General features: G+C 55.4%; 22 protein-coding genes and 1 rRNA gene. 9 read left to right on the top strand and 14 right to left on the bottom strand.

Features of this window, described 5'->3' with window-relative positions; genetic code table 11:
- Positions 1-14: 14 nt before the first annotated feature.
- From atpA to asnC, 10 genes are all read right to left on the bottom strand, one after another.
- Entirely contained in the window at positions 15-1,556 is a 1,542-nt protein-coding gene (gene atpA / locus ABLU73_RS14010) for a F0F1 ATP synthase subunit alpha (RefSeq protein ID WP_004144995.1), read from the bottom strand.
- Positions 1,557-1,568: 12 nt separating this feature from the next.
- On the bottom strand, positions 1,569-2,102 hold the full coding sequence (gene atpH, locus ABLU73_RS14005; RefSeq protein WP_004202307.1) for a F0F1 ATP synthase subunit delta: 534 nt from the start codon (positions 2,100-2,102) through the stop codon (positions 1,569-1,571).
- 14 nt (positions 2,103-2,116) lie between these two features.
- Positions 2,117-2,587: a F0F1 ATP synthase subunit B gene (gene atpF / locus ABLU73_RS14000; RefSeq protein ID WP_004107293.1), complete on the bottom strand. Its 471-nt coding sequence runs from the start codon at positions 2,585-2,587 to the stop codon at positions 2,117-2,119.
- 50 nt (positions 2,588-2,637) lie between these two features.
- Positions 2,638-2,877, bottom strand: coding sequence for a F0F1 ATP synthase subunit C (atpE, locus tag ABLU73_RS13995; RefSeq protein WP_000429386.1), 240 nt, complete (start codon positions 2,875-2,877; stop codon positions 2,638-2,640).
- Positions 2,878-2,925: 48 nt separating this feature from the next.
- Complete coding sequence (atpB, locus tag ABLU73_RS13990; protein ID WP_004202309.1) at positions 2,926-3,741, bottom strand: F0F1 ATP synthase subunit A; 816 nt, start codon at positions 3,739-3,741, stop codon at positions 2,926-2,928.
- A gap of 8 nt (positions 3,742-3,749) precedes the next feature.
- The gene (atpI, locus tag ABLU73_RS13985) at positions 3,750-4,130 is read right to left on the bottom strand and encodes a F0F1 ATP synthase subunit I (RefSeq protein ID WP_004202310.1); all 381 of its coding nucleotides are present in this window, start codon (positions 4,128-4,130) and stop codon (positions 3,750-3,752) included.
- Between the two features lie 616 nt (positions 4,131-4,746).
- Positions 4,747-5,370: a 16S rRNA (guanine(527)-N(7))-methyltransferase RsmG gene (gene rsmG, locus ABLU73_RS13980; protein WP_043522899.1), complete on the bottom strand. Its 624-nt coding sequence runs from the start codon at positions 5,368-5,370 to the stop codon at positions 4,747-4,749.
- A gap of 115 nt (positions 5,371-5,485) precedes the next feature.
- Positions 5,486-7,375, bottom strand: coding sequence for a tRNA uridine-5-carboxymethylaminomethyl(34) synthesis enzyme MnmG (gene mnmG / locus ABLU73_RS13975; protein ID WP_264924733.1), 1,890 nt, complete (start codon positions 7,373-7,375; stop codon positions 5,486-5,488).
- 381 nt (positions 7,376-7,756) lie between these two features.
- Positions 7,757-8,197, bottom strand: coding sequence for an FMN-binding protein MioC (gene mioC / locus ABLU73_RS13970; RefSeq protein ID WP_017899651.1), 441 nt, complete (start codon positions 8,195-8,197; stop codon positions 7,757-7,759).
- 99 nt (positions 8,198-8,296) lie between these two features.
- Positions 8,297-8,755 (bottom strand): transcriptional regulator AsnC, encoded by a 459-nt coding sequence (gene asnC, locus ABLU73_RS13965; RefSeq protein ID WP_002882510.1) that lies wholly within the window; start codon positions 8,753-8,755, stop codon positions 8,297-8,299.
- Positions 8,756-8,906: 151 nt separating this feature from the next.
- On the opposite strand from asnC, the gene asnA reads away from it, so the two are divergent.
- Entirely contained in the window at positions 8,907-9,899 is a 993-nt protein-coding gene (gene asnA, locus ABLU73_RS13960) for an aspartate--ammonia ligase (protein WP_048326140.1), read from the top strand.
- A 3-nt stretch (positions 9,900-9,902) separates the two neighbouring features.
- On the opposite strand, the gene viaA is transcribed toward asnA, so the two are convergent.
- Positions 9,903-11,351 (bottom strand): ATPase RavA stimulator ViaA, encoded by a 1,449-nt coding sequence (viaA, locus tag ABLU73_RS13955; RefSeq protein WP_135716144.1) that lies wholly within the window; start codon positions 11,349-11,351, stop codon positions 9,903-9,905.
- Positions 11,348-12,847, bottom strand: a complete 1,500-nt coding sequence (gene ravA, locus ABLU73_RS13950; protein ID WP_004202318.1) for an ATPase RavA — start codon at positions 12,845-12,847, stop codon at positions 11,348-11,350. Before ravA ends, viaA begins: the two co-directional genes overlap by 4 nt.
- A gap of 217 nt (positions 12,848-13,064) precedes the next feature.
- Here ravA and kup point away from each other — a divergent pair, with 217 nt between their 5' ends.
- The 7 genes from kup (at position 13,065) to rbsR (ending at position 20,971) form a co-directional block, all read left to right on the top strand.
- The gene (gene kup, locus ABLU73_RS13945) at positions 13,065-14,933 is read left to right on the top strand and encodes a low affinity potassium transporter Kup (protein ID WP_004202319.1); all 1,869 of its coding nucleotides are present in this window, start codon (positions 13,065-13,067) and stop codon (positions 14,931-14,933) included.
- 185 nt (positions 14,934-15,118) lie between these two features.
- Complete coding sequence (gene rbsD / locus ABLU73_RS13940; RefSeq protein ID WP_004202320.1) at positions 15,119-15,538, top strand: D-ribose pyranase; 420 nt, start codon at positions 15,119-15,121, stop codon at positions 15,536-15,538.
- 10 nt (positions 15,539-15,548) lie between these two features.
- Positions 15,549-17,054: a ribose ABC transporter ATP-binding protein RbsA gene (gene rbsA / locus ABLU73_RS13935; RefSeq protein ID WP_004202321.1), complete on the top strand. Its 1,506-nt coding sequence runs from the start codon at positions 15,549-15,551 to the stop codon at positions 17,052-17,054.
- Between the two features lie 5 nt (positions 17,055-17,059).
- A complete protein-coding gene (rbsC, locus tag ABLU73_RS13930; RefSeq protein WP_004202322.1) occupies positions 17,060-18,025 on the top strand; it encodes a ribose ABC transporter permease in 966 nt (321 codons plus the stop codon).
- A gap of 27 nt (positions 18,026-18,052) precedes the next feature.
- On the top strand, positions 18,053-18,943 hold the full coding sequence (rbsB, locus tag ABLU73_RS13925) for a ribose ABC transporter substrate-binding protein RbsB (protein WP_004202323.1): 891 nt from the start codon (positions 18,053-18,055) through the stop codon (positions 18,941-18,943).
- A gap of 102 nt (positions 18,944-19,045) precedes the next feature.
- Positions 19,046-19,975, top strand: coding sequence for a ribokinase (gene rbsK, locus ABLU73_RS13920; protein WP_004202324.1), 930 nt, complete (start codon positions 19,046-19,048; stop codon positions 19,973-19,975).
- A gap of 3 nt (positions 19,976-19,978) precedes the next feature.
- Positions 19,979-20,971, top strand: a complete 993-nt coding sequence (rbsR, locus tag ABLU73_RS13915; RefSeq protein ID WP_004202326.1) for a ribose operon transcriptional repressor RbsR — start codon at positions 19,979-19,981, stop codon at positions 20,969-20,971.
- On the opposite strand, the gene mdtD is transcribed toward rbsR, so the two are convergent.
- Together mdtD and ABLU73_RS13905 are read right to left on the bottom strand one after the other, a co-directional pair.
- The gene (gene mdtD, locus ABLU73_RS13910; RefSeq protein WP_065878514.1) at positions 20,968-22,365 is read right to left on the bottom strand and encodes a multidrug transporter subunit MdtD; all 1,398 of its coding nucleotides are present in this window, start codon (positions 22,363-22,365) and stop codon (positions 20,968-20,970) included. The two genes, rbsR and mdtD, sit on opposite strands and share 4 nt — an antisense overlap.
- A gap of 12 nt (positions 22,366-22,377) precedes the next feature.
- The gene (locus tag ABLU73_RS13905; protein ID WP_004202329.1) at positions 22,378-23,079 is read right to left on the bottom strand and encodes a FadR/GntR family transcriptional regulator; all 702 of its coding nucleotides are present in this window, start codon (positions 23,077-23,079) and stop codon (positions 22,378-22,380) included.
- Positions 23,080-23,557: 478 nt separating this feature from the next.
- Between ABLU73_RS13905 and ABLU73_RS13900 the strand changes: the two genes are divergently transcribed.
- Positions 23,558-23,962, top strand: a 16S ribosomal RNA gene (locus tag ABLU73_RS13900); the annotation flags it as partial.

Genomic DNA, 23,962 nt, shown 5'->3' with positions numbered 1-23,962 from the left:
CAGACCGCCAGACGTTACCAGGACTGGGTTGCTTTGAAGGAATCGAGGATGCCTTTCAGCTTGCCTTCGATTTCGTCGTTATAGCCACCGGACTGGTTAATCTCTTGCATCAGCGGAGCGTGATCACGGTCGACGTAAGCCAGCAGTGCGGCTTCGAAGCTACCGATTTTCGCCAGTTCTACATCAGCCAGATAACCACGTTCTGCTGCGAACAGAACCAGAGACTGCTGCGCGACGGACATCGGCGCATACTGTTTCTGTTTCAGCAGTTCGGTCACTTTCTGACCGTGGTCCAGCTGTTTGCGGGTTGCATCGTCGAGGTCGGATGCAAACTGGGAGAACGCCGCCAGTTCACGATACTGCGCCAGCGCGGTACGGATACCACCGGACAGTTTCTTCATGATCTTGGTCTGCGCTGCACCACCCACACGGGATACCGAGATACCCGGGTTAACCGCAGGACGAATACCGGCGTTGAACAGGTTGGTTTCCAGGAAGATCTGACCATCGGTAATGGAGATTACGTTGGTCGGAACGAACGCGGAAACGTCACCCGCCTGGGTTTCGATAATCGGCAGCGCGGTCAGAGAACCGGTTTTCCCTTTCACTTCACCTTTGGTGAAGGCTTCAACGTATTCGGCGTTAACACGCGCAGCACGCTCCAGCAGACGAGAGTGGAGGTAGAATACGTCGCCCGGGAACGCTTCACGTCCTGGCGGACGACGGAGCAGCAGGGAGATCTGACGATAAGCAACAGCCTGTTTAGACAGGTCATCGTAAACGATCAGCGCATCTTCACCGCGGTCGCGGAAGTATTCGCCCATTGCGCAACCGGCGTATGGCGCCAGGTATTGCAGTGCAGCAGATTCGGATGCAGTCGCTACCACCACGATGGTGTTAGCCAGCGCGCCGTGCTCTTCCAGTTTACGCACCACGTTAGAGATGGTGGACGCTTTCTGGCCGATAGCAACATAGACGCACTTGATGCCGGAATCACGCTGGTTGATGATGGCATCGATAGCCAGCGCAGTTTTACCGGTCTGACGGTCGCCGATGATCAGTTCACGCTGACCACGACCGATTGGGATCATGGCGTCAACGGATTTATAACCGGTCTGTACCGGCTGATCGACGGACTGACGTTCGATTACGCCCGGCGCGATCGCTTCAACGGCGGAGAAACCGTCGTTTTCCAGCGGACCTTTGCCATCAATTGGCGCGCCCAGGGTGTTAACCACGCGGCCCAGCAGGCCACGACCAACCGGAACTTCCAGGATACGGCCAGTACATTTCACCTTCATGCCTTCGGCGAGGTCAGCGTACGGACCCATAACCACCGCACCGACGGAGTCGCGCTCCAGGTTCAGTGCGATAGCGTAACGGTTACCCGGCAGGGAGATCATCTCACCCTGCATACATTCGGCAAGGCCGTGGATGCGGATAACACCGTCACTTACAGAAACAATAGTACCTTCGTTATGAGCTTCGCTCACAACATTGAACTGAGCAATGCGCTGCTTGATCAGTTCGCTGATTTCGGTGGAATTCAGTTGCATGCTCCAGTCCCCTTAAGACTGCAAGACGTCTGCAAGGCGATCAAGACGGCCGCGTACGCTGCCATCAATGACCATATCACCCGCACGGATGATAATACCTGCCATAACAGACTTATCGATTTTGCAATTCAGCTTAACTTTGCGTGACAGACGTTTTTCCATCGCGCTGACGATCCTGGCAAGCTGTTCATCACTCAGTTGGTTGGCAGATATGACTTCTACCTCTGCGATGGCCTCACTGGCCGCGCGCAGGTGAATGAATTGCTCAAGAACGTCCGGGAGCACCTTCAGACGATTATTTTCCGCCATAACCTTAATCAGGTTCTGGCCGTTTTCGTCAAGTTGCTCGCCGCAGATAGCGATAAACGCTTCTGAGAGCGTTTCCGGCGCCAAAGCACCGGAGAGAAGCTCTGCCATTTGATCGTTTTTGGTCACTTCGGCGGCAAACGCCAGCATATCCTGCCAGCGTTCAACACTGTTGTGTTCGACGGCAAAGTCAAAAGCTGCTTTGGCGTAGGGGCGAGCTACCGTTACAAATTCAGACATCAGCCCCTCCCTCCTTACAGTTCAGCGACAAGTTTATCCACGATGTCGCTGTTAGCAGCTTCATCCACGGAACGTTCGATGATCTTCTCGGCGCCAGCAACAGCCAGGATAGCGACCTGCTTACGCAGCTCCTCGCGTGCACGTTTACGCTCAGCATCAATTTCAGCCTGCGCTTGTGCAACGATTTTGGTGCGTTCCTGTTCTGCTTCAGCTTTAGCTTCGTCCAGAATCTGAGAGCGGCGCTTGTTCGCCTGCTCAATGATTACCTGGGCTTCCGCTTTCGCTTTTTTCAGCTGGTCGGTCGCGTTGGCCTGTGCAAGGTCCAAATCTTTCTTAGCGCGTTCTGCAGAAGCTAAACCGTCAGAAATCTCTTTCTGGCGTTTTTCGATGGCAGCCATTAAAGGCGGCCATACGTACTTCATGCAGAACCATACGAAGATAACAAACGCGATGGCCTGGCCGAGGATTGTTGCGTTCATGTTCACAGCACAATACCTCTTTAATTAACTCTGTGGCTTAGGTTTCTAACAACTTACTACGCGACGGCGAACATCACGTACAGACCCAGACCTACAGCGATCATCGGGATAGCATCCACCAGACCCATAACGATAAAGAACTGAGTACGCAGCAGAGGGATCAGATCCGGCTGACGCGCTGCGCCTTCCAGGAATTTACCTCCGAGGATGCCGATACCGATCGCAGCACCGATTGCCGCCAGACCCATCATCACAGCGGCAGCCATGTACAGCAGATCCATATTCAGGTTTTCCATGACAGTCTCCAGTTTGTTTCAGTTAAAACGTAGTAGTGTTGGTAAAAATCAATGCTCTTCAGACGCCATCGACAGATAGACAATCGTCAGAACCATGAAGATGAAGGCTTGCAGCGTAATAATCAGGATGTGGAAAATGGCCCAAGGCACATTCAGAACCCACTGTGACCACCACGGCAACAGACCAGCAATCAGAATGAAAATCAGCTCACCGGCATACATGTTGCCGAACAGTCGCAGACCGAGAGAGACCGGTTTGGACAGCAGGCTTACCCCTTCAAGGATTAAGTTGACAGGAATGAACGCCCAGTGATTGAACGGCTGCATGGTCAGTTCTTTAACGAACCCACCCACGCCTTTCATTTTGATGCTGTAGAAAAGAATCAGGATGAACACGCCAAGCGCCATCGACAGGGTGATGTTCACGTCAGCAGACGGAACCACGCGCAGTGCAGGCAGGCCGAAAATGTGTTCGCCGATATAAGGAAGCAGGTCGATTGGCAGCAGGTCCATCAGGTTCATCAGGAAGACCCAGACGAACACGGTCAGCGCCAGCGGCGCGATAACCTTGCTCTTGCCATGGTACATGTCTTTGACGCTACCATGGACGAAGCCGATGATCATTTCGATGAAGGTCTGGAATTTCCCTGGTACGCCGCTGGTCGCTTTCTTAGCAACGCTACGGAACATGGCCAGGAACAGCAGACCGAGAACCACCGAGAAGAACATGGAGTCAATGTTGAGCGTCCAGAAGGTGGCCGGGGGGTTGTGCGGATCCACCAGCGAGAAAGTACGCAGGTCAATCTGAAGGTTGTTCAGATGGTGACCTATGTATTCCTGCGGCGTCATATTTTCTGAAGCCATGATGCCTTTTACCCTTTGTTGTTGATTACAGCTGGCGCCAGAACTTGTACCACCAGCACCAAAACCCACGTCACGATCAGTGGCAAAAATACCACTTTTAAAACGGCCAGCGCCACCGCCAGGAGGGCGAAGGTCAGCAACACCTTAAAGGCTTCACCGAAGGCGAAGGTCCAGGCCACACGGCCTTTTGCTGGTGTATGCGCCTGATGACGCCAGGCAAAAATCATAAACATCAGATTTGGCAAAACCACTGCCAAACCGCCGCATACCGCGGAAATGCCCCAGAAGGGGTCTTTGAGGCTGAACAGCAGTCCACTTGCCATTACTGCCAGTAACTGAATAAACAGAAGCTTGCGAGCAACGTTTCGACTCAAGAGCGACACTGACATCACGTTTTTACTCCTGCTCCCTTTGAGGTATGTCGCGTGTCGTATAAAACGTCCTTTAAGACGAAGAGTCAAGCATCAAAAAGCGGACAAATTATACGGTGACGCCCCGTGATTTCAAACAATAAGTAGCAAAATAGTGAATAAATGTTTAATTATTTTCCAACGGACAACTTTCCGCGCATTTCAGCGTTCTGTGAGCGGTCATACAAAACTGCAAATAACGTGGAAACACGGCAATTAAAGCGTGCATTAGATCACATAATAAACATTTCAAGCGCCCTTTAATGAATCAAGGACATAAAACACTATTTTTCATGCTTTTGATATTCAAGATAAAAAGTGAGGACATTATCTAAAACAACCCCACATACAATAAAAACCTTTTATTGACATTTATAATAAAAATTTAACATCGCTATGCTGTTTATCGTTGTCGATTTTTAGCACCCTGATATTTTCAAAGTTGACTATTTTGTCAGTGAATCAGTTACGCTAAGTTAACCGCAAGAAAAACCATAGTAAAAACATGGTTAAATGCAGCCCGATAAGAACGGGAGGTGTCCTTTATTTTTGTAACATTCACGGGCCACATTTTTTCCACATTTTTTGATAAAAATTAACTCGATTTTGGCGTAATCACCACCAGGTGCCGCTCCCCTTCCAGCTGAGGAACATGTAGCTCAATGACCTCGGATATGGCATACCCTTCCGGCAGGTTTTCCATTTCATCTTTTTGCGCTAACCCTTTGAGCGCATAGAAGTGACCGTTCGCGGCCGGCAAATGATGGCACCAGCTCACCATATCATTAAGCGATGCGAAGGCGCGGCTTATCACGCCATCAAACGGCGGCTCAGCCGGGAAAGCTTCCACGCGGCTCTGCACCGGGGTAACGTTATCCAGCTTCAGCTCATGCTGCACCTGACGCAGGAAGCGCACGCGTTTGCCAAGGCTGTCCAGCAGGGTGAAATGCGACTCCGGGCGCACGATAGCCAACGGGATCCCAGGCAGCCCCGGTCCCGTACCGACATCGATAAAGCGCGAGCCCTGCAGATAAGGCGCGACGACGATGCTGTCCAGGATATGACGCACCAGCATCTCATTTGGATCGCGAACGGAGGTCAGGTTATAGGCTTTGTTCCACTTATCGAGCAGCCCGACGTAAGCCACCAGCTGATTTTTCTGGTGATCGGTGAGCAAAATACCCGCTTCATCCAGCAGACGAGAAAGTTTGTTGAGCACGGTAAGTACCTTCAAAAAATAATGAGCCCGGAGGCGCTAACGCTTACCGGGCCAGGAATGATAAAGGCGAACGCTGATTATGCAACTGGGAAATCAGCGCGGCAGGCTGCCGCAATCAGGCGCTGCGACGCAGCATCCCCTGCTTTTTCAACCAAACCAGCAAAATAGAGATCGCCGCCGGGGTGATCCCGGAAATACGTGACGCCTGCCCTATCGACGACGGTTTATGGTCGTTTAGTTTAGCGATCACTTCATTAGACAGTCCGGTGACCTGACGGTAGTCGAGTGTCGCCGGTAACAAGGTATTCTCGTTGCGCTGCTGTTTCTCGATCTCATCCTGCTGGCGCGCGATATAGCCTTCATACTTCACCTGGATCTCAACCTGCTCAGCCGCCTGCCGATCTTCCAGCCCCGGCGCGAACGGCGAGAGCTGAACCAGCTGCTCGTAGGTCATTTCCGGACGACGCAGCAGATCTTCACCGCTGGCTTCGCGCGACAGCGGCGCGGTCAGGTGAGCGTTCACTTCGTTAGCGCTCTCAGCCTGAGGGTTCACCCAGGTCGATTTCAGGCGCTGGCGTTCACGCTCAATGCTTTCCAGCTTCTCGTTGTAACGCGCCCAGCGTTCATCATCCACCAGACCCAGCTCACGCCCCTGCTCAGTCAGACGCAGGTCGGCGTTGTCTTCGCGCAGCATCAGACGATATTCTGCACGAGAGGTAAACATGCGGTACGGTTCTTTGGTACCCAGAGTACACAGGTCATCCACCAGCACGCCGAGGTAGGCCTGATCGCGACGCGGTGCCCAGCCCTCTTTTTCCGCCGAGAAACGAGCAGCGTTAAGACCGGCCAGCAGACCCTGAGCCGCAGCTTCTTCATAACCGGTGGTGCCGTTGACCTGACCGGCGAAGAACAGACCCTGAATGAATTTGCTCTCGAGCGTCGGCTTCAGATCGCGCGGGTCGAAGAAATCGTACTCAATAGCGTAGCCAGGACGGACGATCCGCGCATTCTCCATCCCCTGCATTGAGCGGACGATTTGCATTTGCACATCGAACGGCAGGCTGGTGGAGATGCCGTTCGGATAAATTTCGTTTGAGGTCAGGCCTTCCGGTTCGAGGAAGATCTGATGTTGGTTGCGATCGGCAAAGCGCATGACTTTGTCTTCGATCGACGGGCAGTAGCGTGGACCGATCCCTTCGATCACCCCGGCGTACATGGGGCTGCGATCGAGGTTATTGCGGATCACGTCATGGGTTTTCTCGTTAGTGTGGGTGATATAGCACGGCACCTGGCGCGGATGCTGATCGGCAGATCCCATAAACGAGAAGACCGGCATTGGGTTATCGCCATGCTGTTGCGCCAGCACGCTGAAATCGATGGTGCGCGCGTCAATGCGCGGCGGGGTCCCGGTTTTCAGCCGGCTTACGCGCAGCGGCAGTTCACGCAGGCGACGAGACAGCGGGATCGACGGCGGGTCGCCGGCGCGTCCGCCGCTGTAGTTATCCAGACCAATATGGATTTTGCCGTCAAGGAAGGTCCCGACGGTCAGTACCACCGCTTTAGCACGGAATTTGAGGCCCATCTGGGTAACCGCGCCTACGACACGATCGTTTTCGACAATCAGATCTTCCACTGCCTGCTGGAAGATCATCAGGTTCGGCTGGTTCTCCAGCGCAGTGCGTACCGCCTGACGGTACAGTACGCGGTCAGCCTGGGCGCGAGTGGCGCGCACCGCGGGGCCTTTGCTGGCGTTTAGTATCCTAAACTGAATGCCTGCCTGATCGATCGCTTTGGCCATCAGACCGCCGAGCGCGTCCACTTCTTTTACCAGGTGTCCTTTCCCAATGCCGCCAATCGCCGGGTTGCAGCTCATCTGCCCCAGCGTGTCGATATTGTGTGTCAAAAGCAGGGTCTGTTGACCCATACGCGCTGCGGCCATTGCGGCCTCAGTGCCTGCGTGACCCCCGCCAATGATAATGACGTCAAAAGGATCCTGATAAAACATGGTGGTCTGCCTCGCATAACGCGGTTTGAAAATGGATTGAAGCCCGGGCCGTGGATTCTACTCGGCTTTGGTCTTTTGAGAAAGACTCCGGGATCCTGAGTATTAAAAAGAAGATCTTTATATAGAGATCTGTTCTATTGTGATCTCTTATTAGGATCGACTCTCTTTGTGGATAAGTCGGATCCACGAAGTAAGATCAAAAGCTTAAGAAGGATCACTATCTGTGAATGATCGGTGATCCTGGTCCGTATAAGCTGGGATCAGAATGAAGGGTTATGCACAGCTCAAAAACCACACTCCGGTTATTCTTTGGATAACTACCGGTTGATCCAAGCTTTTAAGCATGGTTATCCACAGAAGAACGGACGATCTTTACAATTCTCAGAGCAAATTTTTCCAGGATCCCAGCCAGATTTCCGCCGGATCCTCCGGAATTTCATGTTCCAGCACGTTGATCTTCAGGGTCTCGCCGATCTGTTTTGCCCCGCAGGCCTTCAGCGCCGCTTCTAATTTATCGATCGCGCCGCAAAAAGTGTCGTATTCACGGCTGCCGATCCCGATGGCGCCAAAGCGCACGGCGGAAAGATCGGCCTGCTGCGCCAGCAGTGCGTCATAGAAGGGAACCAGGTTGTCGGGAATGTCGCCGGCGCCATGGGTGGAAGAGATAACTAACCAGATCCCTTGCGCCTGCAGATCGTCCACCAGCGGGCCGTGCTGGATTTCAGTGCTGTAGCCTGCTTCTTCCAGCTTTTCTGCCAGATGCTCCGCTACGTATTCCGCACTGCCCAGGGTGCTGCCGCTGATAAGTGTAATGTCTGCCATAGATCGCCGATCGCCCGCTCAACTGTTCAGAGTGGCGTATTGTACGCTGTGAGCGAGCTGGGATCTACCTGTGGAAAAATGTGGGATTAAAAAAAACGATCAGGGCTTAATGGTGCGCATGATCGGGTTCTGCAGCACGATCAGGGTTTCAGTGGACTGAATTTCATCAATTGTTTGGATCTTGTTGATAAGTACCTGCTGCAGGGCATCGATGGATTTACACATCACCTTAATAAAGATGCTGTAGTGGCCGGTGGTGTAGTAAGCCTCGGTCACCTCCTCCAGGCTTTCCAGGCGGGCGAGGGCGGAGGGATAGTCTTTGGCGCTCTTGAGAATAATGCCGATGAAGCAGCCGACGTCATAGCCCAGCTGTTTGGGGCTGACGTCAATGCGCGCGCCAGTAATGATGCCCGCCTGTTTCATCTTTTCGACGCGCACATGAATAGTACCCGGGCTGACGCTGAATTGTTTGGCCAGTTCGGCATAGGCGGTACGGGCGTTGGCCATGAGCGCATCGAGAATGCCGCGGTCCAGATTGTCGATCTGATAATTTTCCATATCTTTTTCTTATGAAGTTTGACGGTTCTTACTATTTTAGCTCTATATTTTGTTGAATTAAAAGTTGATGAGCCTTTTTATTGATTGATTATTGTATTGGCGGCCTGTTTTGTTGCTTAATCAATGGCAACAGGACGCAGGAGTCATAAAAATGAAAACCGCTTATATCGCAAAACAACGCCAGATCAGTTTCGTTAAATCCCATTTTTCCCGTCAGCTGGAAGAGAAGCTTGGCCTGATTGAAGTCCAGGCGCCAATCTTAAGCCGCGTGGGCGATGGGACGCAGGATAACTTGTCCGGCTGCGAGAAAGCGGTTCAGGTGAAAGTGAAAACACTGCCCGACGCCCAGTTCGAAGTGGTTCATTCGCTGGCGAAATGGAAGCGTCAAACCCTGGGACAACACGACTTCAGCGCGGGCGAAGGGCTGTACACGCACATGAAGGCCCTTCGCCCCGATGAAGACCGTCTTACGCCGATCCACTCCGTCTATGTCGACCAGTGGGACTGGGAGCGGGTGATGGGGGATGAAGAGCGCCACGTCGGCACGCTGAAGGCGACCGTCGAAGCGATCTACGCCGGGATCAAAGCCACCGAGCTGGCGGTCAGCCAGGAATTTGGCCTGACGCCGTTCCTGCCGGAACAGATCCACTTTGTTCACAGCCAGGCGCTGCTGAGTCGCTATCCGGATCTTGATGCCAAAGGCCGCGAGCGAGCGATTGCCAAAGAGCTGGGCGCCGTCTTCTTAATCGGCATCGGCGGCAAACTCTCTGATGGCAAGCGCCATGATGTACGTGCCCCGGATTATGATGACTGGAGCACTGAGGTTTCTGAAGGCTTTGCCGGACTGAACGGCGATATCCTGGTATGGAACCCGGTGCTGGAAGATGCGTTCGAGATCTCATCAATGGGGATCCGCGTTGATGCCGCGGCGCTAAAACGCCAGCTGGCGCTGACTGGCGACGAAGATCGCCTGCAACTGGAGTGGCACCAGGCGCTGCTGCGCGGCGAGATGCCGCAGACTATCGGCGGCGGCATTGGCCAGTCTCGCCTGACGATGCTGCTGCTGCAGCTCGACCATATCGGCCAGGTGCAGTGCGGCGTATGGCCGGCACAGGTTCGCGAAAGCGTTTCCGCGCTGCTGTAACGATTAGCGCCGCCAGCGTCGCAGCAGGCGGCTACGCAACCCGGTATCAAAGCGCCAGATATGATCGAAGATGCGCATGATGCCGGGTTTGCCGTGTACCGACATCGCCACCGCGTGAAAACGGTGCTGATGCTTTCGCTGTAGCTCCCCCACCTGCGCAATCACCTCATCCGGCAACCGCTGGGCAATAAAGTCTGAGATCACCACGGCATCCGCATCCACCCACTGCGGGTTTTGCAGACGTTCAATAATGGCGCGAAAACAGCTGGCCAGATCGGTGCCGCCGCGAAAGCGCTGGCTCAGAAAGCGGATCGCCTGCTCCAGGCCGCCCTCGCAGGTCAGTTCGTAGTGCACCACTTCGCTGGAGAACAGCATAATAAAGCAGCGGCGGTTATCCGCCAGCGCGACGCGCATCAGGGCCAGACAAAAGGCTTTGGCGCACTGCTCGTTAAAACCGCCCATCGATCCTGACGTATCGACGCAGACAATAAAGGGCCCGCGAGGCTGTTCATCAAAATCCTGCCGCGTCACCGGGCGTTCGGTGATTTTTTCGCGCCAGGCGTCTCCGTGCAGCCGGTAAGTCAGGAGCTGTTTCTCCACCAGCTTGCGATAAAATTCAAACTCCAGCTCCGTGATGCCGAGCGTCGCCAGCTCCGGCGGCAGCAGGCGCAGAATGTCATCGCTCTGCTGGAGGCCGTCGACCTGTTCCGGCACCGTCGCTGGCTCGCGCACCAGACTACGGAAGGTCTCCATCGGCGCGTCTTTCTTCGGCACGGATTTCGCTTCCCGTGAACGCCCCAGCTGTTCCGCCAGCTGCAGCAGCTCCGGCTGCTGGTTAAGAAAATCGCCATAGCGCACGATCAGCTGATAGTCGCCACGTTTCAGTTCGCCGGCACTCATATCCCACAGACGCCCGGCGGCAGTGTCATTTTCCGCCAGTACCGGATCGAGCTGACCGCTGAGCGTCATTCGTTCCTGGACCTCACTGAGTAACTGATCGCGTTCTTCATCCAGCAACTGCTGGTTAAGGCTGGTGGCTTGCACCACCAGGCTCAGGCGCCAGCGCTGTAAAAACAGCGTATGCAGCGCCGGGGTAAAGGTAGCATTGTCGTCCACCAGCTTCTGCGCCTGGGCGGCAAAAGGGGACTGGAGCTGGTGCAGCTTGCCGAGGATCTGCGGTAGCTGGACGATAAACTGTGAGGTAGAGAGCAGTTGAGCCTGCTGATAGGTTTGTACTTCGGCGTCCAGATCCGCCGGGATGTTAACCTCTTTTAAGCGGGCGCGAACGGCTTCCCGCCAGCGCGGAATATCCGCCGCGATGATGTTTTTCAGGCGGGGAAATTTCTCAAAGAAAACCGCCAGCTGCGGAGAGGCCAGCAGCGCCAGCAGCATCTCCTCGATCATTCCCTCTTCGCTGACTGCCAGCATGACATTCAGCATATCCAGCGTCATGGCTGCTTCGCCTGTTTAATCTGCGCGCCGACGTCCTGCAGGCTGGCTTCGATTCTTCCCAGCCACTCGACCGGGATAAACAGGCACTTCTGCTGCTCGCTGAAGCGGTTATGTTGCTGGTGCCACTCATCGTCCAGCGCCTCCAGCTGCTGGCGAATTTCCGCCGGCATGTTCTCCTGCGACGCGCTGCCGGGCAGCGCGAGGCGTGAGCCCTGCAGGCTGACGTCGCGAACGACCAGATGCTGGCTGGTGTCGACATCCATATTGAGCAGTTGGGCAAAGCCGATCCCGTTGAGCTTGCCGCGGATCTCGCCGCCTTTTTCCAGCCAGCTGGCTAACGCCTCGCGCTCAAAAGTAATGTGGATCACTTCCATATCGTGAAGTTTGAGCGGCTGCTGCAGCAGCAGGGTCAGGGTGGATCCCTGGATCTCCGCCGGCAGCTCATAGTGCGGCTTGCGGCTAAACATGCCGCCAAGGCGGGTGACCTTTAGCGCCGTTTTGTCACTTTGCTGCTGTTGGATTTGAATGCGTCGCTGCACAATCGCCCCGAGCCGCGTCAGCATTGCCTGCTGCTGCCAGGCGTGGCAGGTCATCAGCGTTTCCAGCTGCTGCGACATCAGGTGCATGCTCTCGACGTTGTGCCACAGACAATCTTTCAGCAGGATAAGATCTATCGGCGCGATGCTGTCGCGGCCGCTGAAGAAGGCGCTGGCCTGCAGCAGGCGAATGGCCTTTTTCCAGCGGCGATCTGAAACGTACGGCGCGTTTGGCAGGGCATCCAGCTGCTGGCGCAGCTGGAATATCAGCTCAAACACCGCGTCCGGTAGTTTGATATTGCCGATCTGCTGCTGCCATTGCGTAAACTCCTCGTCGCTTACCTGCAGCGCGCTGGGCACCGGATTGCTGTTTTCATCCTGCTGGCTGACCAGCATCGAACGGAAATTTCCTTTATCCTGCACTTTATCAAGCCACAGACGGATCAGCATTCGGTCATACAGCGCTTCCAGGCTGCTGTCGGCTTCGGGGAGTTCGTTCGAGGCGGCCACCAGCAGGCGCATTGGGATTTTCTCTTCGTGAGCGCCATTGCGGAAGTGACGTTCGTTAATCGCCGTCAGCAGGGTGTTGAGGATAGCCGGACCCGCTTTCCATATTTCATCGAGGAACACGATTTCTGCTTCCGGCAGGTAGCCGGCGGTTAAACGCTCGTAGCGCCCTTCATCTTTCAGCGCCTGAATGGACAGTGGGCCAAAAACCTCTTCCGGGGTGGAAAAGCGGGTCATCAGGTATTCAAAAGCGCGCGCCTGCTGGAAGGCGAACTTGAGGCGGCGGGCAATCAGGCTTTTGGCGATCCCCGGCGGACCGAGCAAAAATACGCTCTCGCCGCTGAGTGCCGCCAGCAGGCACAGGCGTATCGCGTGGCTGCGTTCAAAGAGTCCTTTTTCGAGTGCCGCGCTGAGTCGGGAAATTCTTTCAGCCAGTAAATGTGTTTGAGCCATAATTGAGTTGCGTGCTTTGTCATGTATCGTTATTGGGACGAGTATAGATGTTAGAGCAGGGGCGGTAATAGCCTGAAGAATCGATTTATTTTTTTTGAGCCAGGTTAATATGGTGTCTGTTAGGGGTACGATTTCACAAATAATCGTGCATACTGTGCGCTTTTTGTGGGCCAAGGGACTAGGCACACATTTGTTTTATAAACGAAAAGACTAGTCTATGAGCACTGATAATAAACAATCGTTGCCGGCGTTAACGCTGGCGGCCATCGGCGTGGTGTACGGTGATATCGGTACCAGTCCACTGTATACCCTGCGTGAATGCCTGTCAGGTCAGTTTGGCTTTGGCGTTGAGCGCGATGCCGTTTTTGGCTTTTTGTCGCTGATTTTCTGGCTGTTAATCTTTACCGTATCGATTAAATACATCACCTTCGTGATGCGGGCGGATAACGCCGGGGAAGGCGGGATCTTAACGCTGATGTCACTGGCCGGACGCAATACCTCGGCGCGGATGACCTCTGTGCTGGTGATCCTCGGCCTGATCGGCGGCAGTTTCTTCTATGGCGAAGTGGTGATAACCCCGGCGATTTCGGTCATGTCGGCGATAGAGGGGTTAGAAATTATCGCCCCGCAGCTCGATAGCTGGATTGTGCCGATCTCCATTATCGTGCTTACCCTGCTGTTTATGATCCAGAAGCACGGGACCGGGATGGTCGGCAAGCTGTTTGCGCCGATTATGCTGATCTGGTTCCTGTTGCTGGCGGTGCTTGGCGCGCGAAGCATTTACGCTAACCCGGAAGTTCTGCAGGCGCTGAACCCCTACTGGGCGGTGCACTTCTTCCTGCAGTACAAGACCGTTTCCTTTATTGCGCTTGGCGCGGTGGTGCTGTCGATTACCGGGGTGGAAGCGCTGTACGCCGATATGGGGCACTTCGGCAAACTGCCGATCCGCGTCGCCTGGTTCTCCGTCGTACTGCCTTCGCTGGTGCTGAACTATTTTGGCCAGGGGGCATTGCTGCTTAAGCATCCGGAAGCGATTAAAAACCCGTTCTTCCTGCTGGCGCCGGAGTGGGCGCTGATCCCGATGCTGATTATCGCCACGCTGGCGACGGTTATCGCCTCGCAGGCGGTGATCTCCGGGGTCTTCTCCTTAACCCGTCAGGCGGTGCGTCTGGGCTATCTGTCGCCGATGCGCATCATCCACACCTCGGAAATGGAGTCCGGGCAGATCTATATCCCGTTTATTAACTGGCTGCTGTATGTCTCGGTAGTGATCGTCATCGTCAGCTTCGAGCACTCCTCTAACCTGGCGGCGGCGTACGGTATCGCGGTAACGGGCACCATGGTGCTGACCTCCATCCTTTCGGCAACGGTGGCGCGCAAAAACTGGCACTGGAATAAGCTGTTCGTTGGGCTGATGCTGGTGGCCTTCCTGTGCATTGATGTTCCGCTGTTCTCGGCGAACCTCGATAAGATTGTCTCCGGCGGCTGGCTGCCGTTATCCCTGGGTCTGGTGATGTTTACGGTGATGACCACCTGGAAGAGCGAGCGCTTCCGCCTGCTGCGTCGGATGCACGAGCACGGCAACTCGCTGGAAGCGATGATCTCTTCACTGGAGAAATCGCCGCCGGTACGCGTCCCGGGTACCGCGGTGTATATGTCCCGCGCCCTGAACGTGATCCCGTTTGCCCTGCTGCATAACCTGAAGCACAACAAGGTGCTGCATGAGCGAGTGATCCTCCTGACCCTGCGCACCGAGGACGCGCCTTACGTGCATAACGTTCGCCGGGTGCAGATTGAGCAGCTGTCGCCCTCGTTCTGGCGGGTGGTGGCCAGCTACGGCTGGCGGGAAACGCCAAATGTCGAAGAGGTGTTCCATCGCTGTGGCCTGGAAGGACTCAGCTGCCGGATGATGGAGACCTCGTTCTTTATGTCCCATGAGTCGTTGATTATCGGCAAACGGCCGTGGTATCTGCGTCTGCGCGGCAAGCTTTATCTGCTGTTGCAGCGTAACGCCCTGCGCGCGCCGGATCAGTTTGAAATCCCGCCAAACCGGGTTATCGAGCTCGGTACTCAGGTCGAAATCTGATGTCAAAAAAGCCCTTCCGTTGCGAAGGGCTTTTTGTTTCTCACTCCGTTTGTCATGTCCTGTCGCTGTCTCGCGAAACGTTTCGATGGCGATCACATTTCTCTCTTCTGGTGATGGTTTTCTGCTCACACATTGATAATAATTATTGTAGCGAAACGTTTCGCTAGTGGAGCAAAAGAGAAAAAATGAAAAAAGGCACCGTACTTAACGCTGATATTTCCGCGGTCATCTCCCGCCTGGGTCACACCGATACGCTGGTGGTCTGCGATGCCGGATTGCCGGTTCCCCGCAGCAGCGCGCGCATCGATATGGCGTTAACCCAGGGCGTACCTTCATTTATGCAGGTTCTGGAAGTGGTGACGACGGAAATGCAGGTTGAAGCGGCTGTCATCGCGGAGGAAATTAAGACGCATAATCCACAGCTCCACGCGACGTTGCTCAACCATCTTGAGCAGCTGCAGCAGCACCAGGGAAATACCATTGAAATTCGTTACACCAGTCATGAGCAGTTCAAAAAACAAACCGCAGACAGTCAGGCGGTAATTCGCAGCGGGGAGTGTTCCCCGTTCGCGAATATCATTCTCTGTGCCGGCGTGACGTTCTGAGGTCGCCGTCATGGAAGCCTTATTGCAACTGAAAGGGATCGATAAAGCGTTCCCTGGCGTCAAGGCGCTCTCCGGCGCCTCGCTGAATGTCTATCCTGGCCGGGTGATGGCGCTGGTGGGTGAGAACGGCGCCGGTAAATCCACCATGATGAAAGTGCTGACCGGGATCTACACCCGTGACGCCGGCGCTTTATTATGGCTCGGTAAAGAGACCACCTTTAACGGCCCAAAATCTTCCCAGGAAGCCGGGATCGGCATTATCCATCAGGAACTGAACCTGATCCCGCAGTTGACGATCGCCGAGAACATCTTCCTTGGCCGCGAGTTCGTTAACCGCTTTGGCAAAATCGACTGGAAGCGGATGTATGCCGAAGCCGACAAGCTGCTGGCGAAGCTGAATCTCCGTTTTACCAGCCAGAAGCTGGTGGGCGATTTGTCGATTGGCGATCAGCAAATGGTGGAGATCGCCAAAGTGCTGAGCTTCGAGTCGAAGGTCATCATTATGGATGAACCGACCGACGCGCTGACCGATACCGAAACCGAATCGCTGTTCCGCGTGATCCGCGAACTAAAATCGCAGGGGCGCGGCATCGTCTACATCTCCCACCGCATGAAAGAGATCTTCGAGATTTGCGACGACGTGACCGTGTTCCGCGACGGGCAGTTTATCGCCGAACGCGAGGTCTCCTCGCTGGATGAAGACCGTCTGATCGAAATGATGGTTGGCCGGAAGCTGGAAGATCAGTATCCGCATCTGGCTAAGGCACCGGGCGCGGTGCGTCTGAAAGTCGATAATCTCTGCGGCCCGGGCGTGGAAAACGTGACCTTTACCCTGCGCCAGGGGGAAATCCTCGGCGTCGCCGGGCTGATGGGCGCCGGGCGGACCGAGCTGATGAAAGTGTTGTATGGCGCACTGCCGCGCAGCAGCGGCTCTGTGACGCTCGACGGTCACGAAGTGGTGACCCGTTCGCCGCAGGATGGTCTGGCGAACGGCATTGTCTATATCTCCGAAGACCGTAAGCGCGACGGCTTAGTGCTCGGGATGTCGGTAAAAGAAAATATGTCCCTGACCGCCTTGCGCTACTTTAGCCGGACGGGAGGGAGCCTCAAGCATAAAGATGAACAGCAGGCAGTCAGTGATTTCATCCGGCTGTTTAACGTGAAAACGCCGTCCATGGAGCAGGCGATCGGCCTGCTCTCCGGCGGCAACCAGCAAAAGGTCGCCATCGCCCGCGGGCTGATGACCCGGCCGAAGGTCCTGATCCTCGATGAGCCGACCCGTGGCGTCGACGTCGGGGCGAAGAAAGAGATCTACCAGCTCATCAATCAGTTCAAAGCCGATGGCCTGAGCATCATTCTGGTCTCCTCCGAGATGCCGGAAGTGTTGGGCATGAGCGATCGCATCATAGTGATGCATGAAGGGCATCTCGGCGGTGAATTCACACGCGAGCAGGCCACCCAGGAAGTATTGATGGCTGCCGCTGTGGGCAAGCTTAACCGTGTGAATCAGGAGTAAGAAAGATGACAACCCAGGCTGTTTCTGGTCGCCGTTATTTCACGAAAGCGTGGCTGATGGAGCAAAAATCGCTGATTGCCCTGCTGGTGCTGATCGCGGTGGTATCGACCATGAGCCCCAACTTTTTTACCGTCAATAACCTGTTCAATATTCTGCAGCAGACCTCCGTTAACGCCATTATGGCGGTAGGGATGACGTTGGTCATACTGACCTCGGGGATCGACCTGTCCGTCGGTTCCCTGCTGGCGCTCACCGGCGCGGTGGCGGCGTCGATCGTTGGCATTGAGGTGAATGCGCTGGTGGCGGTCGCTGCTGCCCTCGCATTAGGTGCGGCGATCGGCGCAGTCACCGGGGTGATTGTGGCGAAAGGCCGCGTGCAGGCTTTCATCGCCACCCTGGTGATGATGCTGCTGCTGCGCGGCGTGACCATGGTGTACACCAACGGCAGCCCGATCAATACCGGCTTTAGCGATAATGCCGATCTGTTCGGCTGGTTTGGTATCGGGCGTCCGCTGGGGATCCCGACGCCGGTATGGATCATGGCGATTGTCTTCCTGGCGGCCTGGTACATGCTGCACCATACTCGCCTGGGCCGTTATATCTATGCCCTTGGCGGTAATGAGGCAGCGACGCGTCTGTCCGGGATTAGCGTCAATAAAGTCAAAATTATCGTTTACGCGTTGTGCGGGATGCTGGCGTCGCTGGCCGGGATTATCGAAGTGGCGCGCCTCTCCTCCGCACAGCCAACGGCCGGGACAGGCTATGAGCTGGACGCCATTGCGGCAGTCGTGCTCGGCGGCACCAGCCTGGCGGGCGGCAAAGGACGCATTGTCGGCACGCTGATTGGCGCGCTGATCCTTGGCTTCCTGAATAATGGTTTGAACCTTTTAGGCGTTTCTTCCTATTACCAGATGATCGTTAAAGCGGTGGTGATTTTGCTGGCGGTACTGGTAGATAACAAAAAGCAGTAACTGAGAACTCTACAGGACATCTTAACTATGAATATGAAAAAACTGGCGACCCTGGTCTCTGCTGTTGCGCTAAGTGCGACCGTTAGCGCGAACGCGATGGCCAAAGACACCATCGCTCTGGTTATCTCTACTCTCAACAACCCGTTCTTCGTGTCTCTGAAAGACGGCGCGCAAAAAGAAGCTGACAAACTGGGCTACAACCTGGTGGTGCTCGATTCCCAGAACAACCCGGCGAAAGAGCTGGCTAACGTTCAGGATTTAACGGTACGCGGCGCGAAGCTGTTGCTGATCAACCCCACCGACTCTGATGCCGTCGGCAATGCTGTGAAGATGGCGAACCAGGCAAAAATCCCGGTCATCACCCTTGACCGTCAGGCGACAAAAGGCGATGTCGTGAGCCACATCGCCTCTGACAACGTGCAGGGCGGAAAAATGGCGGGCGATTACATCGCGAAAAAGCTGGGTGAAAGTGCGAAAGTTATTGAGCTGCAGGGCATTGCCGGGACTTCCGCGGCGCGCGAGCGTGGCGAAGGCTTCAAACAGGCTGTGGCGGCGCACAAGTTCAATGTTCTGGCCAGCCAGCCGGCCGATTTCGACCGTACCAAAGGGCTGAACGTGATGCAGAACCTGCTGACCGCCCATCCTGACGTCCAGGCGGTGTTCGCGCAGAATGATGAAATGGCGCTCGGCGCCCTGCGCGCGCTGCAGACCGCAGGCAAGTCCGATGTGATGGTGGTTGGATTTGACGGCACTCCGGATGGCGAAAAAGCAGTAAACAGTGGCAAACTGGCGGCGACCGTCGCACAGTTGCCGGAGCAGATCGGCGCGAAAGGCGTTGAGACTGCTGACAAGGTACTGAAGGGCGAAAAAGTGGAGGCTAACTACCCGGTTGAGCTGAAGCTGGTCGTTAAGCAGTAATATGCGATTCGGACTGGCAACGGTCCGAGGGACAATATAAAAAAGAAAAGCAGGGCATGCGCCACCGGATCCCGGTGGCGCGCTTTCCCGGGAACAGAAACGATGAAAACTGCAGGCAAACTTGTCGTCCTTGGCAGCATCAATGCCGATCACATTCTCAACCTTGACGCTTTCCCGACACCGGGTGAAACCGTCACCGGCAACCACTACCAGCTGGCGTTCGGGGGGAAAGGGGCCAACCAGGCGGTGGCCGCCGGGCGCAGCGGGGCGGATATCGCGTTTATCGCCTGCACCGGCGATGACGACATCGGTGAACGCATCCGCCGCCAGCTGGCAAGCGATAAAATCGATGTGGCGCCTGTGCGCGCGGTCGCCGGGGAAGCAACCGGCGTGGCGTTAATCTTCGTTAACGCCGAAGGTGAGAATGTCATCGGTATTCATGCCGGCGCCAATGCGGCATTATCCGTCGCTCAGGTAGAGGCGGAAAAAGCGCGGATCGCCAGCGCGCAGGCGTTGTTGATGCAGCTCGAGTCACCGCTGGAGAGCGTGCTGGCGGCGGCGAAAATCGCCCATCACCATCAGACCACCGTGGTGCTTAATCCCGCGCCAGCGCGTGAACTGTCCGATGAACTGCTGGCGCTGGTGGATATCATTACCCCCAACGAAACCGAAGCGGAAAAGCTGACGGGTATTCGCGTTGAGAGTGACGAGGATGCGGCAAAAGCCGCCGACGTGCTGCATGCCAAAGGCATTGGTACCGTGATGATCACCCTCGGCAGCCGCGGCGTCTGGCTCAGTGCCGAAGGCGAAAGCCGCCGGATCCCAGGGTTTCGTGTGCAGGCTATTGATACTATCGCCGCTGGCGACACCTTCAACGGCGCGCTGGTAACCGCGCTGCTGGAAGGAACCGATCTGCCGGAGGCGATCCGCTTTGCGCATGCCGCGGCGGCGATTGCCGTGACCCGCAAAGGCGCGCAGCCTTCCGTGCCGTGGCGCACAGAGATCGATGAATTTTTAGCGCAACAGGGGTAATGCTTGGCTACGATGAAAGATGTGGCCCGCGTCGCGGGCGTTTCCACATCGACGGTGTCACACGTCATCAATAAGGACCGCTTTGTCAGCGAGGCGATCACCGCCAAAGTCGACGCCGCGATCAAAAGCCTTAACTACGCCCCCTCTGCGCTGGCGCGTAGCCTCAAGCTTAATCAAACCCGCACCATCGGCATGCTGATCACCGCCAGTACCAATCCGTTTTATTCGGAGCTGGTGCGGGGCGTGGAGCGCAGCTGCTTTGAGCGGGGTTATAGTCTCGTACTCTGTAATACGGAAGGTGATGAGCAGCGAATGAATCGTAATCTGGAGACGTTAATGCAAAAACGCGTCGATGGATTACTGCTGCTGTGCACTGAGACCCACCAACCCTCTCCGGAAATTATGCAGCGCTATCCGTCGGTTCCGACGGTCATGATGGACTGGGCGCCGTTTGATGGCGATAGCGATCTGATTCAGGATAACTCGCTGCTCGGTGGTGATATGGCGACCCAGTACCTGATCGATCAAGGGTATTCACACATCGCCTGCATTGCCGGCCCGCTGGATAAAACCCCGGCGCGTCTGCGCCTTGAAGGTTACCATGCCGCGATGGCGCGCTGCGGTCTGCCCGTAGCCGAGGGATACGTGGTGACCAGCGATTTTGAGTTTGGCGGCGGGTTTAGCGCGATGCAGCGGCTGCTGGCGTTGCCGCAGCGGCCGCAGGCGGTGTTTGTCGGTAACGATGCCATGGCGGTTGGCGCTTATCAGGCGTTATACCAGGCCGGGCTGCAGATCCCGCAGGATATGGCGCTGGTGGGTTACGATGATATTGAACTGGCTCGCTATATGACGCCGCCGTTGACCACCATTCATCAACCGAAAGATGAGCTGGGGGAACTGGCCATCGACGTGCTGATCCATCGCATGGCCGACCCGCAGCAAAAACAGCAGCGCGTACAGTTAACCCCGGAGCTGGTGGTCCGCGGTTCCGCTTAGCGTTTGTGCCGCTCGCTAATCAGGTTGCGGCCATCCTTCGCTCTTAACAGCATAAACATCAGCGCCGACACGATGGTTATCACGCCCATGGTAATAAAGGTGTAGTGAAACTGCTCTACGGTGCTGGCGCTGTCAAAACCTTCATAGAAGCGCAGCACCGCAGCGCTGATGGCCACCCCGAGACTGATGGAAAGCTGCTGGGTGACGGCCAGCAGGCTGTTGCCGCTGCTGGCATTGTCATCCGTCAGATCGGCCAGGGTAATGGTATTCATGGCGGTAAACTGCGTGGACATCGCCATCCCCAGCACGAACAGCGGCAGAAGAAGCATCCACAGCGGCATTTCTGGCGACTGCAGCGAGAACTGGGCAATCATAAGGCCAATAAACACGGTGATCCCCACCAGGGTCTTACGATAGCCAAACCAGCGCAGCACCTGGGTAACGGTAGATTTCGCAATAATCGAGCCGATAGCGGTGGGGGCGATCATACAGCCGGCGATAATGGCCGGATAGCCGAAGCCAACCTGTAGCATGAGCGGCATCAGAAACGGCACGCAACCGGTACCCAACCGCGTGGCAAGGTTGCCGGCAATGCCAACCGAGAACGTATGGGTCTTAAATAAAGAGAGCGAGATAAGCGGCGCAGGATGGCGGCGCGCGTGACGGACATAGGCCAGGAGCAATATCAGACTGACGGCGATCACCGCCAGCGCCAGCCATGTCGCCACAATTTTTTCGCCAAACAGTTCAATACCGCTGGAAAATAACACCAGGCTTAAGCCAAATAACAGAAAACCGGTTATATCGAAGCGTCGGCGCGGCGTTGTGAAATTTGGCATGTATTTACGGGCGTACAGAATGCCGATCACGCCGATGGGTATGTTTATCAGGAAAATCCAATGCCAGCTGGCCCAGGTAACAAATACCCCGCCGAGCACCGGACCCAGAATCGGTCCCACCAGTCCTGGCATGGTGACAAAGTTCAGAACCGGCAGCAGTTCGCTGCGCGGATAGGCGCGCAGGAGGGCCAGCCTCGCCACCGGCATCATCATCGCCCCACCGATCCCCTGAATGACGCGAAAAATGACCAGTTCCGTTAATGAACTGGAGAGCGCGCAGGCGAGGGAGCCGAGAGTAAACAGGCTAACGGCGATGATAAAGACCCGACGCGTGCCGAAGCGATCGGCCAGCCAGCCGCTGACCGGGATCAGCATCGCCACCGTAAGCGTATAGCTGATGATGGCCGACTGCATTGCTAACGGGGAACGATTCAGGCTGTGGGCGATAGCCGGGAGGGCAGTGTTAAGAATGGTGGCATCCAGCGCCTGCATAAAGAAGGCCATCGCCGCAATCCACGGCAGGCCGGCCATGCTGCGCCCTTTTTTTCCGTTCATGCCAAATCCTTGTTATTGATTTACGTGGTGTGGGGCGTTTAGCAGCGCCTGGCAGGCAAGTAAGGCACCCGGCGCATCACTGTTGAGAATGGCATCGACAATCGCCTGGTGGAGATCGAGCTTCACCACTTCATTTTGCGTAATTGATGTGAAGTAAGTGTGGTAGACCGAATGAAATAAAGAAGCGAATGAGCTGAGGAAAGGATTACCGCTCATTTCATAGATATGTTCATGCCAGGCCATATCGACTGCAATCCAGCGATCGCGCTGAAAATGGCGTTTCAGGGCAATCATCTCTTCCATTAGGGTATTGAGCTGCGCTTTCTGCTCTGCGGTGCCGTGGGCGGCGGCGAGAAAACAGGCCTGTGGCTCCAGGCTGCTGCGCATGACGAGAAAGTGGCTCACCACCTCTTCGAAGTTATCTTCTGTTAGCCACCAGGAGAGGAGCTCTTTATCAAGGAAGTTCCAGCTGCTGCGCGGCATGACCCGGGTGCCAATGCGAGGGCGGGGCAGCAGCATGCCTTTTGCAGTGAGTGTCTTCACCGCTTCGCGGACGGCGGTACGACTCACGCCGAACTGCTCCCCTAACTCCATTTCGCCGGGAAGAATGCTTTCCGGCTGATATTCGCCAGTCAGTATTTTTTGGGCGAGCTTCTCGGCCAGTACCCAGGAGATGTTCTTTTGTGCCGCCAGTTGCTGTGCGCTTAAAGACATAAATGCCGTTCCTTTCTTTTCTCTACTCTAACAGTATGCCACCAGGCGCCCCGTTTCGTTGGTTAAAACAGCAAAACGGCGGTTTTTTGCGACATTCCTCGCCGCGTTGTTGAAAAAAGAGACGGTTGAAAAGTTTTTTTGCATTTCCCCTTGTCACCTCGGAATTACTCCCTATAATGCGCCTCCACTGACACGGAACAACGGCAAGCAAGCCGCCGGGTCAGCGAGGTTCCGGTGAGAACCTCGCAGAGAAAAGCAAAAATAAATGCTTGACTCTGCAGCGGGAAAGCGTAATATGCACACCCCGCGCCGCAGCGAAAAAACGAAGCGGCACTGCTCTTTAACAATTTATCAGACAATCTGTGTGGGCACTCAAAGTGACATGGATTCTTAACGTCCTCGGACGAAAAATGAATACCAAGTCTCAAGAGTGAACACGTAATTCATTACGAAGTTTAATTCTTTGAGCATCAAACTTAAATTGAAGAGTTTGATCATGGCTCAGATTGAACGCTGGCGGCAGGCCTAACACATGCAAGTCGAGCGGTAGCACAGAGAGCTTGCTCTCGGGTGACGAGCGGCGGACGGGTGAGTAATGTCTGGGAAACTGCCTGATGGAGGGGGATAACTACTGGAAACGGTAGCTAATACCGCATAACGTCGCAAGACCAAAGTGGGGGACCTTCGGGCCTCATGCCATCAGATGTGCCCAGATGGGATTAGCTAGTAGGTGGGGTAATGGCTCACCTAGGCGACGATCCCTAGCTGGTCTGAGAGGATGACCAGCCACACTGGAACTGAGACACGGTCCAGACTCCTACGGGAGGCAGCAGTGGGGAATATTGCACAATGGGCGCAAGCCTGATGCAGCCATGCCGCGTGT

Source organism: Klebsiella sp. GG_Kp175, from assembly GCF_040062325.1.
In the GTDB taxonomy this organism is placed as follows: Bacteria; Pseudomonadota; Gammaproteobacteria; order Enterobacterales; family Enterobacteriaceae; genus Klebsiella; species Klebsiella quasipneumoniae.
This window is presented reverse-complemented; position numbering and strand designations above follow the sequence as displayed.